Here is a 12,601-nt window from a genome sequence, read left to right as displayed (position 1 = left end):
ACCCGCCTGCGCCAGCTAGGGGGAGCGCTCCGGCGGGCCAGCCTCACGCCTCAGACACCACCTGCCGGGACACGGCCCGGCCCCCCTCGGCGGAGGGGTACGATTCACTGTATCACCGCACCAGCCATTCCTCCACCTCAGGCCCGCAGTCCCGGAGACGAATCCAGCGGTCTCCCGTGGGCTGGCCCCGGCGCAGGCACAGCTTGCCGACCAGCCCTACGGGAGCCCATTCAGGCCGGTGTTCACGCGGCACATAGGGCTTCGCCGGGTCCCAGGACTCGTTGAGCTTGCGTCGCCGCTCGGTCCGGCGGAGCGCTCCGGCGGGAACCTTGGTGTCGTCAGGGACGGCCTCGACCGAACAACTGCGGGTCACACCGTCTTCGGTCCAGACGAACAGATCGACTTCTTCGACGACATAGGCGCCGAAAGCGTCCCGCAGATACTTGCCGGACCAAGCGTTCCACGCGGCGTCGCCGACCACCGACGGCCGCGCCGACACCACTCCGACGATGGATGCCGCCGGGTCAGTGTTCGTCGCCGGTCGGACCCGCGTTCCCTCCAGAACGACCGACAAGCCACGCCGGTCCTCGGCGGTGGGATTGCCGTCGGCCCACTCGAAGAATTCGGCGTAGTCGGCTCCCCCGCCGGTCCACGATCCATCGCAGTATCCTGAGCCGTTTCCCGATAGATTGAACTCTACGTCGGTAGTACTTCCAACACCGCTGCGCGCGTACAGAAAGGAATAGGCGCTGCTGGCAGACCGGGTCACATCTATGGTGAAGGCGTTGCCTGCAAAAGTCGGACTGCCAGCCAGACCGTAGAATATGGAAGCGGTATCCCCACTGTGATCGCATCGCAAGGGTTGCCCAGTGCTCGCGACGTGGAGACGCGCGCTGGTGCTGACCGTAGTGCCGATGCTGACGTTGCGGTTGGGGCTGACGCGAACGCCCTCGGCGCCACCGACGCCCAGCGCCAAGGTGTCGGCGGCCGGCGAAAACAGGCCGCTGTCCGCGTCTCCAGCTATGGCGAGGCCAGGAGCTGCCATCGAACCCGCTCCAACCGCGAGCATGGGCACGACCGTCGGCATGGCGACCGGAAGATGGCTGCGGCTGGTCATGGCCGCACCCCGTAGAAGCTCAATGAAACGGTGCAGGCGAACGGTGCGATAAGGCCGATGGTTTCGCCGGCCTGGACCCGCCGTGCCGCCGGAGCCAGTTCCGGGGCCGATCCGCCGCCATCGTCCGCCACCGGTAGGGCGGCGGCTCCCCCATACTGCACCCAGAAAGGTCCGGTGGCGTTGAACAGGACCGCCATGGCCTCAGCCGGCACCGTGACAGTTTTCCCAACGCCGGCGGCCAGCACGATCACATGGCGGCTGTCGGACACGTCGAGGATGTCGCTTGGTGCGCCCATGGCGTCACCGTAGATTCTGAAGTTCCTCATGCGCATTTCCTTCGCGGACATGAAAAAAACCCGCCGCGGCCGGGGCCGGGCGGGTTGGGGCAGACGGAAATCTCCCGTTTGCGGGAATGACTTTGAGCCGCGCCCGCCATACCGTCAAGCAAAAAGTTCTTTTTATGTTCTCTTTTGCCGAAAACTCCGCGCGATCACAGGCCCGCCGGGTTGGCCGGCTGGGTTGGCCGATTGCGGTTGGTCCATTAAGTCGTCAAGCGCTGGTGGACCACCTTCAGCCGATGCCATCGTCCCTATGGAAACGATATGCCGGAATTCCGGAAGGGCTTCACACTCCCCCGAGGCGATGGGTTGCCGAATGGCAATGAGCCGAGTCTTGCGCCGCCGCCTCGCCGAAACGGTGCTGCATTGGCAAAAAGTTCGTCCAGCCTTTAGCCGGACAGCCTCTGCGATGTTTTCGGCTGTAGCCGCCGGGGAACAAGCCTCGTCCCCCCGCGTTATGAAGTCAACGTCACCACAAACGGGAGCAATACCGAAGCGTTTCAACGCTTTCGGATTGACCAGTTGGAGAACGGGAGACCGTTGATGACGACAGCCTGTTCCGCGTGCTGCGCCGACCCGACGACGGGGACCAATTAGGCGGCGCCACCGGAGTTTTTCGCTCACCGCCACACGCACCACGGGACCGGCACCGCCCCATCGCGGCGCCGGAGCGGGATTGTCGTCTCCGATCGAAATCTCGGGACCGGGGCGCCGTCACCACCGACCGGCAGCCCCGCCGAACGAAGAGAAGCTGGAGGAAGAGCAACAATGGCGTATTGTTTCGAAGCCGAACTGATCCGTTGCATGCCGAACCTGCAGCGCTACGCCTGCAAGCTGACGCGCGACGTCAGCGCCGCCGAGGATCTGACCCAGGACTGCCTTGCCCGCGCCTTGTCCCGTCAGCATCGTTTCGAACCCGGCACCAACATGCAGGCGTGGCTGACCACGATGCTGAAGAATCTGCATTTCAACAATCTCCAGCGTGAAAAGCACGTCACCAAGGTGGAGCTGTGGGACGGCGCCATGTCGGTCGAAGCCTCGCAGATCGCCCGCCTCGTCTTCCGCGACGTGGACCGCGCCTTCGGCGCCCTCACCCCCAGCCAGCGCAAGGTTGTGAAGCTGGTCGCCATCGAGGGCCGCCCCTATCAGGAGGCCGCGGAGAAACTGAACGTCTCCATCGGCACCATCCGTTCCCGCTTGTGCCGCGCCCGTGAGCGGCTGAACAATCTGATGGCCGCGTAAGGTCCGTACGCCTCTCCGGAGGAAAAAGCGCCGCGGGGTATGGCAGCCGTACAACAGCTTGATTCTTCCCCTGCTTCCGGACCGTCCTGCACCGGAACAACCGAAGGGAGCGGCTGTTACATCCCGCGTGCGAAACACGTACGACCGCTGCGGAGTTGCCAAGCATCCACGGGGAACGAACGGATACGGTCCGCCTACCACTTGGCGTTACCGGCATCATCCCCATAAGAAGAGGTAAGACACCACTCCCGACGCCGTGCCGGTCGTACTATATTTAAACTCTGCGTCGCGGATCGTTTCCGTCTCAGGGGACTGGCCTCCGGAGACGTTCCGGGATCAAAAGATATGAAGCGTGTGACGATGAACCATATCAACGCATATCTTGACGGTGCCTTGGACGACAAGGAGCGTCAGGAGTTCGAGCAGTCCGTCGAGGACGATGCCGACGCGAAGGCCGTGGTGACCTTCCACAAAAGCCATGTGGAGGAACTGCACCGCCTTTACGACCCCGTACTGGAAGAGCCGGTACCGGCGCGCATGCTCGAACTGCTGAGGCAACGCCGGAAGAGCTAGGTCCCCGATTCCCGTGTTCCATCGTCACATAAGGGGCGTCCGGGCGATCCGGCCGCCCATTTTCTTGCCCGCACCCCGATTTCCGCCGGTGCCGCGGGCTTTTCCGCATACCCGCCCCGCCTCTCCTTTCGGATAAACGCTTGCCCCTTTTACAGACCCGCGGCTTTTCCCATAAACAGGAGCCGCAGAAACGGAAGCTGGGCCATGGGCGCCCGGACCGGCGGGAACGAAGAGGGTGAACAGCGTCCATGGCGCGCGGCAGGCCGGCACCGAACATCATTCTGGGTCCCGTTCTTTATTTCCGGGGGGAGCAGGGCGACCGCTGGTGGCTGTCCGCGCTCTTCGTGCTGGAAGGCGATGCCGAACCCGACGACCTGCGGGTGGATGGAGTGACCCTGCCCGTTCCACCCCGCCACCTCGCCCGTTGGCGCAACCGGCACCTCTGGCGGTTCGATTTCGCCATCCCGCGCGGCACCAGGGATCTGGAGGCCGCCTTCGGCTTCACCGACGGCGCCTCGCCGGGGGACACCTGGACGGTCACCGTCCCGGGACGCAACGCGCCGCCGCGCATCGCCTATGTGTCCTGCAACGGGGCGGAGGACGAGGAGAAGATCGCCGGGCTGGACGCGCCGCGCAACGCCCTGTGGGGCGACCTGCGCCGCCGCCATGAGACGGAGCGCTTCCATCTGCTGCTGCAAGGCGGCGACCAGCTCTACGCCGACGCGGTGTGGCGCCAGCCGCCGCTGCTCAGCGCCTGGAAGAAGCGGACCGACGCCGCCCGCCTGGAGGAGCCTTTCACCCCCGCCATGGCGGAAGAGGCGATGGACTTCTACTTCGACCTTTATCTGCGGGTCTGGAGCCAGCCGGAAACCGCGGCGGTGACCGCCCGCGTGCCTTCGGTGATGATGTGGGACGACCACGACATCTTCGACGGCTGGGGCTCCCACCCGGACGAGGAGATGACGTCGCCGGCCTGGCGAGGGGTCTACATGGCGGCCCGCCGCCATTTTTCGCTGTTCCAGTTGGGCGCCACCACGGAAGCCCTGCCCGAATGCGTGTGGGGAGCGCCGCTGGGGTCCTTCAGCCAGGGGTTCCGGCTGGGCGACATCGGCATCCTGGCGCTGGACATGCGCAGCGACCGCACGCCCCGCCGGGTGCTGTCGGACCGGGTGTGGGATGCCCTGCCGGAGTGGATGGAACGCTTCAAGGGTTGCCGCCATCTGGTTCTGATGTCCAGCGTGCCGCTCCTCTATCTCGACACCGGCGTGATGGAGCGGGTGGTCGGCCTGTCGCCCGTCCGTGTCGGGATCGAGGACGATTTGCGCGACCAGTGGCGCAGCCCCGCCCATGCGGAGGAGTGGCTTCGGCTCATCGACCTGCTGGCCGGCTTCTCCCGCCGCACCGGCTGCCGCATCACCACCGTGTCGGGCGAGATTCATGCGGGTGCGCGGGCGGTCCTGCGCGGCGGCGGGGTGGAGATGTGGCAGCTCGTCGCCTCGGGCGTCGTCCACCCGCCCCCCGCCAAGGCGACCGCCTTCGCCCTGGAATGGCTGGCCGGACGCAAGGAGACCCTGCCGGGCGGCTATGGATTCGAGATGCCGGCTTTTCCCGAATCGGGAAAGCGCATCATCCGCCAACGCAATTGGCTGTCGCTGATCTTCGACGGCAAGGGCCAGATCCATGCCCGCTGGTCTGCGGAAGGTCAGCCGAACCGCTACACGCAGGTGATCTGAACCGTCAGGCGATCCGACCTGCCCCGCTCGCCCGGGTCCAGTTCACTCGGGTCCAGTTCACTCGGGCCCAGTTCACTCGGATTGCGGCGAGCGGCGGCGGTTCCGCAGGTTCAGCGCGTTCAGGAAACTGGTGGCCTGCGCAGGAGTGGCCGAACCGCCGGCCCCCGACGCCTTGGCCGAGGTCGCCAGGAAGCCGCCCACACGGGCGCGCAGTTCGACCGAATCGTGAGCGGCCTGGTCGGCGTCCTCCGCCACGCGGCGCCGCACGTCGGGGTCCAGCGTCTTGAAAGCGCGGGAGGCGAATTCGAAAGCCGGCTGGGACTTGGTGGCGATCACCTGCCGCAGCGCCTTGGAAACCAGAACCGTGTCCAGCCCGCCGGGGCCGTCCACCCCGTCCAGAACGTCGGCCAGGATGCCGATGGCCTGCAGGGTCTGGTTGTCATCGAGCGAGATGGGCTCCAGGCCGTCCATGACACTCACTTCCGATGTTGGTTGCCGAAGCGGGTTGGACCCACGGACACCACCGGCAATTTTTGCCGGTGCGAGGAAGCATAGTCGCGCCGCCCCGCCAAGGCAATGCGCACGGCGTCACGCCCCTCGCTTACCACTCCGGTTGACCAGCGCCACCCCGGCCACCGCCAGCGCCATGCCGGACAGGGCCGGCAGCCCCAGCCGCTCGCCGAACATCGCCCAGGCGATCACCGCGGTGACCGGAGGAACCAGATAGAACAGGCTCGCCACACGCGCCGCCGCACCGCGCCGGATCAACAGGAACAGGAGGAAGATCGCCCCCACCGACAGCACGCCGCTGAGCCACAGCAGGGCGAAGACGAACTCGCCGGTCCAATCGATGCGCATGGTCTCGAACAGCGGGGCCAGCACCGCCAGCACCGCCGCCGTCGCGGCATATTGGATGGCCGCACCGCTGCGCAGATCCATCGCCGTGCCGTGACGTTTCTGATAGAGCGTGCCGAAGGTGATGCCCAGCAGGGCGGCCAGCGCCAGCCCCATGCCCGCCGCGTCCGCCGAGTCGAAACGAAGCTTCTCGCCCACCACCAGCCCGACTCCGGCCAGCCCCATCAGGAAGCCCACCCATTGCCGCCCGCTCACCCGTTCCCCCAGCAGCGGGCCGGACAGCGCGGCGGTGAGCAGCGGCTGGATGCCGACGACCAGGGCGGTCACCCCCGCCGGCATGCCCTTGGCGATGGCGCAGAACACGCCGGTCAGATAGACGCCGTGCACCAGCAGCCCGGCGACCGCGATTCGCCCGGCCTCCGCCCAGCTTTTCGGCCAGGGGGCGCCGGTGGCCAGGGCGACGGCGCCCAGCACCACCGCGACCAGCCCCAGCCGGACCAGCAGGAAGGTCATCGGCTCCGCATAGGGAAGGCCGTACTTGGCGCCGATGAATCCCGTGCTCCACAGCAGCACGAACACACCGGGCATCAGGCCCACCCAATCGGGCCGCCCGCCGGTGGTGGTGGCGGTCGCCTGCGCGGTCGTCTCGTCCATTCGTCTCCTACCCCCGTGCCTGCGCGCCTTCGGCGGTGTGGGCCTGAGCCTCCAGCGTCTGGACGTCCGCCGCAGGCGCCTCCGCCGAGGGTGCCTCGGGCGCCGCGCTCACGGTCTCCTCCACAGGCTTCGGCGGCGGCGGGTTGCGCCGGGCCTCGGCCACCGCCTGGAGATGGGCGCGCAGGCTCGCGTCCTTCTTCACCAGGCGATGGAAGTCTCTCACATCCAGGACCAGCAGTTGGCAATAGCCCATCGCACGCACATCGGCGTTGCGCCGCTGGCGGGTCAGCAGAGCCATTTCCCCGAACACGTCCCCGGTGCCGAGCTGGACCGGCTCGTCCAGCCCCGGCACCAGCACCTCGACGGCGCCGGACGCGATGAAGAACATGGCGTCGCCCCGCTCCCCGCGCCGCACGATGGTTTCTCCCGGCAGGACCAGCCGCGGCTTCAGCAGGGTGGCGATGCCGCGCACGCGGTCATCCTCCAGCCCCTTGAACAGCGGCACCCGCCCGACGAGCTCCATCAGGTCCAGCCGCAGATCCAGCTTCGGCAGGGCGTCGAGCGCGCGCCGGCGGGCGTCCAGGTCGCGTTGCAGGTCGCTCAGGATTTCCTGGCTGATGATCGACTCGGCGAAGAGCGTCCGGTAATCCGCCTCCTCCAGTCGCAGGGCGGCCCGGCTGACGTAGCGGCTTTGCAGGATCAGCGCGTAGTCGGGATATTGCAGCTTCAGCGCGGCCAGAGCCTGCTCGACCATGGCGAGACGGACGGTCAGGATGCCTTCCAGTTCGCAAGCCACGTCGGTGCCGAGCACCTGCCCGACCTTGTCGTTGATGAATTCCAGGAGTTCGCGCTGCACCGTGCGCACGCCCAGCAGGATCTCGAACCGGAAGGCAAGACGGCGGGCCAGAGGCGCGTGGACGCCCAGCCGGCGGTGCAGCAGGCTGGCAAGGCGCATCCAGGGGGTGAAGGAAATGAAGGGCTCCTCGAAGGCGCGGTAGCCGGCGCGCCCCTGGGTCTTCACCGCGTCGAGCAGACGACCGGTGCGGCGGTTCAGCAGTTCCGCCACCCCGCGCGACAGGATGCCTTCCTTGAAATGCTCGTAGTACAGTTCCTCTTCCCGGTTCACCAGGATGACGAGGCCGATGGTCACGCGGTCCTCGTTGCTCAGCGGCGCTTCGGCCGAGCGCTCCCGGACGATGGCGTCGAGCCGGTCCGAATATTGGGACACGGTGGAACCGACCGCCTGCCCGTCCACCTCGTAGCGGTGGGCCAGCCCCTCCACCCGCTCGCGCACGCCGGCCAACGACAGGGCGAGCGCGCGATTGCGCATGGCATGCTCGACCGGCGACAACCGGTTCAGCCCCAGCAGGTTGATGACGGCGCGCAGAGTCGTCCCGTTGATGAACAGGGTGTAGAACACGAAACCCGTCACCAGGACCGCGACGAAGCCCTGCACCCGGTCGGGCACCCGCCCGTTCTCGGTGACGGCCAAAGCCAGCGTCAGCGACACCGCCCCGCGCAACCCCCCCCACAGCATGACCACCTTGTAGGCGTGGCTGACCCGCTGGGCCAGCCCGGCACCGGACAGCAGCGGCAGAAGGCCGAACAGCACCAGCGCCCGCGACACCGTGGCGGCCCCGACCACGACCAGCACCAGACCGACGTCGCTCCAGCCGATGCCGCCCAGCAGGCGCGGCACCAGAAGCGCCGTCATCAGGAAGATCAGCGAGTTCGCCCAGAAGCCGAGTTGCTTCCACACATGCTCCAGCGCCCCCCAAGTCGCCGGGGAGATGCGCGTGCGCCCCACCGAGCCGACGACCAGCGCCGCCGTCACCACCGCCACGACGCCGGACGCGCCGACATAATGCTCCGCCAGCACATAGCTGAGGTAGGCGAGCGCGACGGTCAGCGTGATCTCGGCCATCGGCTGGTCGCGCACCGGCTCCACGATCATGCAGACCACGCGCCCGCAGACATAGCCGGTCAGCACGCCGCCCGCGAAGTCGCGCAGGAACTCCACCGCCGCTTCCGCCGCCCCGCCGTGGGCCTTGCTGGTCAGCATGCCCAGCAGCAGCGTGAACAGGGCGATGGCCGCGGCGTCGTTCAGCAGGCTCTCGCCCTCGACCAGCATGGTCAGGCGGCGCGGCGCGCCCAGGTCGCGGAAGATGCTGACGACCGCCGCCGGGTCGGTGGTGGCGACGATCGACCCCAGGAGCAGGCAGGCCACCAGCCCCATCGAGGTGAAAAGATTGAGCGCATAGCCGACGGCGAAGGTGCAGACGAACACCGCCACCACGGCCAGCAGGAGGATCGGCCATACATCGTCGAACAGCCGCCGCACGTCGACCGCCAGCGCCGTTTCGAACAGCAGCACCGGCAGGAAGACGTAGAGCAGGACCTCGGACGAAATGTCCATCTCGGCCAGGGAATTCAGGAAGTCATGAAAGGGTCCGGTGCCGCCGTTCCCGGCGAAGCTCTGGATCACCATCCCCAACGCCACGCCAACGGCGGCCAACAGCACCGTGTAGGGCACCCGCAGCCGGGCCGCCAGAGGAGGCAGGAAGCTGACCAGCGCCAGAAGGCCGGATACCGCGAGGACATAAATGACGATGACGTGCATGGGCCTGCCTTGCCGGATGAGGCGCGGGCCGCACGGTATAGCCCGATCCGGGCTGGAGCAAGGTCAGGATGGGGGACAAAGCTGTTCCCTGCGTGCAGCCCAACGGCGGAGCAGCCGCATGTGCCGCGGCCCGGATTTGAGACACCCGATTGGGCTTGTTCAGGCAGCCGGAGCCCGCGGGCGACGACCTCCAGCGGCTCGCCGCGCAGCGGGCGCGCTCCGGCTCCCCCTTGGGCTTACGTTCCGGTTCCTTCCATTTCCGGGGTCTCCGGCTGTACGGTTCGATTTGCCGCAGCCGGGTGTCTCATCGAACCGTGCCGCACCCCAAGAGCAGACCGAGCGGCAGGCCGCATAACCCGCTGCCTATTCTCCCGCGGGAAGCTCATCCGGTCTTTACAGCTGCGCGTAGACGATGACAGTATGCGGCCGGTTCCATCACTGCTGCCTCCGTGCTCGTTCCTCCAAGGGGTATTTCGGTGCCGCAGGGAATTTCCCCGTTGTTACCTACGGTCATGGTATAGCGTGATGCATATCGTACAATTCGGGTCCATTGACGTCGCCAACTACGGCGATCTTCTTTTCCCTTTGATTGCAGCCTATCGCCTGAGTGACTTGACCACCCGGATGACGTTGCTGGCGCCGCTGGGCGGATCCGTCCTCCGCTGGCCGGATTCCCTGCCGTCGGAGCCGGCCGATGTCGCGCTGCGCGAAGGGTTTGCATGCGATGCCTGCCTTGTCGGCGGAGGCGATGTCGTCCAAGCAAACTCCACGGTGATCCAGGATTATGCCCAGGACGGTATAACGAACCGGCATGCCTTGCCCTCCCTCTGGCTGGGCGCGGCGCTGGTAGCCGAGCGGACGCAGGCTCGTCTCATCTGGAATGCCCCAGGGGTTCCCCGCCCGTTCATAGATCCCCGGCTCCAGGCGCTCGTGTCCTCGGCGGTGGCGGCGAACGACTACACCTCTGTCCGCGATCCGGTCAGCCGCCGCCATCTTGGCTTGGGCGACGGCGGTGCCTCCGTCTCCGTTGTGCCGGACACCGCGGTGGACGTCGCCCGCCTGTGGCCGGCTCCGTCGCTGCTCCCCAACTACCATGGTCTGTTCCGCGCACGCGGGCATGAAGTTCCGAAGCGGGCGGCGGTGTTCCACCTCAACCAGTGGTCCCGCGGCAGGGCGGAGGAAATCGCCGCGAGCATCGCCCGGATCGCCGATGGCATCGGCTGCATGCCGATCCTTCTCTCGATCGGTCTGGTTCATGGCGACGACACTTGGGTCCGGGAGGTTTCGGCCAAGCTCGAGGTGCCCCACATCGCGATTGACCGGCCGGAAAGCCTGAAGGACATCGCGGCATGCTTGGCCCATGCCGTCTGCTACGTCGGGTCCTCGCTGCATGGCTTCCTCACGGCCTTCGCCTATGGCAACAAAGGCCTGATCGTTCGTCACCCGAACGTCCGCAAACTGGACGCCGTGCCGATGCAACTCGGCCTGCCGGACGTTGCTTGCGATAGCTGGGCCGATGCCGAGGCACGGCTCAATGCGGTGTTGGCCGATCCCGACCGCCAATGGCCCGCTGCGCTGAACCGCGCGCAGGTCGCACTCGATGCGCACTGGACAACCATACGGAAGGTCCTGCTCGCGCCACTGGACGAGGACAGCAAGGCACGGAAGACCCGATTCGCGCAGGATCTGCTGGCCTTCAACGATGAGAACGGCGGCTGGATCGCGCGGCTGAGCGGTGTTCTGGCCCTGGAGGTCAATCGCCACCGACCGCCCGTCGGCGGCCGCCTGCTCGATATCGACCCCTTGGTCGTGCAGGGCCAGCCGGCACATGTGTCGCGGAACGCCGTGGGGCTCGTCCTGCACCCACCATCCAAGGGTGTGACCGAGGTGTGCTTCGGGCGCATTCCGCTGTCGGGTGGGGAGACCATCCGGGGTGGAGTCACCGTCGGCCACCGGCAGGGGCATCCGGTGCGCTTCTCCCTGCTGCTGCTCGACGCCAACGGACGCACCCTTGCCGCCACCGAGATCACGGCGCATCCAGGCAAGGTGCTTCCCTGGGCTCTTGCGGTGCCCGACGCCGTGGCCGTGCCCGCCCATCTCTTCGTATCCACGCGAATGGACCAACCGACGGACGCCAGCCATTTCGCCTGGGCGACGCTGATCGATCCGGTAGTCGAGCGGCTCGCGATTGCCACCCGCCCCGCGGAGCCCGGACTCTGAGAGGCCGGTTGATTTGATCCAGGGGTCGGACGGCGCCCCCCGGTCGATGCTATGGCGTCAGTGCCGGTTCAGGTCGGGGGGCGAACACTTCGGGCGGCGATGCCCAAGTCAACCCGGGAGTCGACATCAGGGCGGACAGCAGCACGTCGAGCGTGGCCCATGCATCCTCGGCCATGGCCCTGTGATGGGTAAGGATGCCGATGGGTTCCGGATCCTCGGCCCCTTTCTCGCGCTGAAGGCGCACGAACTCAGCCAAGCGGTGAAACAGAACATCAGCGGGCAGAGCGCGGGCGACTCCCACGGCGCTCCAATCCAGCACATCGATGTGCGTGTTCACCAGCCTCACGCCCGGAGCCGCGAAACCGTGCAAGCGCCGTCCGTACGTGGATAAGCCCGTGAATCCCCGCTCCGCCAGCGTCGGTATATGCTGCTCGGCGATGCTGTTCCACGGCGGGACGAAGATGGGGAGACACCGCCCACCCAGGATGCGGGCCAAGGCCGCTTGGCCGAGGGCAATCTCACCTTTGACGTCGTTTGGATCGCGGTTGTCGGCGAATTCGCTCTTGCCGCCCCGATCCAACTCATGGTTGCTGTGTTTCCAGCCGTGCTGGCAGAAAAATGCCAGTTTCGGATTGGTCTTTTGCACGTCCAGTTGTTCCGATGCCAATCCTGGAATGATGGCCACCAGGATGGAAGCACTGAATCTCTCGGATGCCTGCATCAAGGCGTCGAACCTTGGCGTGTTCTTGATGAGATCATCATCCCGCCACCATATACGAACCGCCATCGATCTATCTTGGGACTTCTGAACCTCGTCACGAAAAATTTCGATGGGGGTCATTTCCGATAAAATTCCTATTCTGAACAGGTCATGTGTTATGAGGTTGATGGCGTTGACCACCCCGACCGCTGTTGCCTCCATTCGGGAGGCGAAGTGTATCTGATAATCATAATTTTTTGCAAACTGAGCCTCCTCCGGATTGGTGGTTCTTCCGCACTTTGCGTGGATCAGGCAGTGAGAAGCCTTCGTCGCCGGAGCGGATCCGGATTGGCCCTGCCGTACCTCTGGCGCTTGAGCAACCTGAGGCGGTTGATCTGCCCCTCGGCCTGCCCGCTGCTCCGCCGTCCACGGGGTCCAGCCGATCTGCACGGTGCTGGCGATCGCCCCATTCATACCGCCGCGCTTAAGCATTGACACATGGGAGCCACGGATAGCTGGTGAGGGAGCGTAGGCGCTCCGGTGTGGCGG

General features: G+C 66.4%; 10 protein-coding genes. 4 read left to right on the top strand and 6 right to left on the bottom strand.

Features of this window, described 5'->3' with window-relative positions:
• Window positions 1-112: 112 nt before the first annotated feature.
• Entirely contained in the window at window positions 113-1,117 is a 1,005-nt protein-coding gene (locus QSG27_RS23630; RefSeq protein ID WP_306710481.1) for a peptidase G2 autoproteolytic cleavage domain-containing protein, read from the bottom strand.
• Window positions 1,114-1,464 (bottom strand): NAD/NADP transhydrogenase alpha subunit-like protein, encoded by a 351-nt coding sequence (locus tag QSG27_RS23625; RefSeq protein ID WP_306710479.1) that lies wholly within the window; start codon window positions 1,462-1,464, stop codon window positions 1,114-1,116. The genes QSG27_RS23630 and QSG27_RS23625 overlap by 4 nt, the downstream gene beginning before the upstream one ends.
• 759 nt (window positions 1,465-2,223) lie before the next feature.
• Here QSG27_RS23625 and QSG27_RS23620 point away from each other — a divergent pair.
• The 3 genes from QSG27_RS23620 (at window position 2,224) to QSG27_RS23610 (ending at window position 5,003) form a co-directional block, all read left to right on the top strand.
• A complete protein-coding gene (locus QSG27_RS23620; RefSeq protein ID WP_014197118.1) occupies window positions 2,224-2,697 on the top strand; it encodes a sigma-70 family RNA polymerase sigma factor in 474 nt (157 codons plus the stop codon).
• Window positions 2,698-3,042: 345 nt separating this feature from the next.
• The gene (locus tag QSG27_RS23615) at window positions 3,043-3,270 is read left to right on the top strand and encodes an anti-sigma factor family protein (RefSeq protein WP_306710476.1); all 228 of its coding nucleotides are present in this window, start codon (window positions 3,043-3,045) and stop codon (window positions 3,268-3,270) included.
• A 248-nt stretch (window positions 3,271-3,518) separates the two neighbouring features.
• On the top strand, window positions 3,519-5,003 hold the full coding sequence (locus tag QSG27_RS23610) for an alkaline phosphatase D family protein (protein ID WP_306710474.1): 1,485 nt from the start codon (window positions 3,519-3,521) through the stop codon (window positions 5,001-5,003).
• 72 nt (window positions 5,004-5,075) lie between these two features.
• Here QSG27_RS23610 and QSG27_RS23605 read toward each other — a convergent pair whose 3' ends face one another.
• The 3 genes from QSG27_RS23605 to QSG27_RS23595 all read right to left on the bottom strand — a co-directional run bounded on the left by QSG27_RS23605 (window position 5,076) and on the right by QSG27_RS23595 (window position 9,132).
• Window positions 5,076-5,474, bottom strand: a complete 399-nt coding sequence (locus tag QSG27_RS23605) for a hypothetical protein (RefSeq protein WP_306710472.1) — start codon at window positions 5,472-5,474, stop codon at window positions 5,076-5,078.
• A gap of 117 nt (window positions 5,475-5,591) precedes the next feature.
• Entirely contained in the window at window positions 5,592-6,512 is a 921-nt protein-coding gene (locus QSG27_RS23600; protein ID WP_306710470.1) for a DMT family transporter, read from the bottom strand.
• A gap of 7 nt (window positions 6,513-6,519) precedes the next feature.
• On the bottom strand, window positions 6,520-9,132 hold the full coding sequence (locus QSG27_RS23595; RefSeq protein WP_306710468.1) for a cation:proton antiporter: 2,613 nt from the start codon (window positions 9,130-9,132) through the stop codon (window positions 6,520-6,522).
• A gap of 525 nt (window positions 9,133-9,657) precedes the next feature.
• Between QSG27_RS23595 and QSG27_RS23590 the strand changes: the two genes are divergently transcribed.
• Window positions 9,658-11,352, top strand: a complete 1,695-nt coding sequence (locus QSG27_RS23590) for a polysaccharide pyruvyl transferase family protein (RefSeq protein ID WP_306710466.1) — start codon at window positions 9,658-9,660, stop codon at window positions 11,350-11,352.
• 49 nt (window positions 11,353-11,401) lie between these two features.
• On the opposite strand, the gene QSG27_RS23585 is transcribed toward QSG27_RS23590, so the two are convergent.
• Window positions 11,402-12,601, bottom strand: a 1,200-nt coding sequence (locus tag QSG27_RS23585) for a polysaccharide deacetylase family protein (RefSeq protein ID WP_306710482.1), incomplete at its 5' end; no start/stop codon positions are given.

The organism is Azospirillum isscasi (assembly GCF_030849505.1).
GTDB classification, from domain to species: Bacteria; Pseudomonadota; Alphaproteobacteria; order Azospirillales; family Azospirillaceae; genus Azospirillum; species Azospirillum isscasi.
The sequence above is the reverse complement of the archived record's forward strand: the minus strand, read 5'-3'. Positions and strand labels throughout refer to the sequence as shown.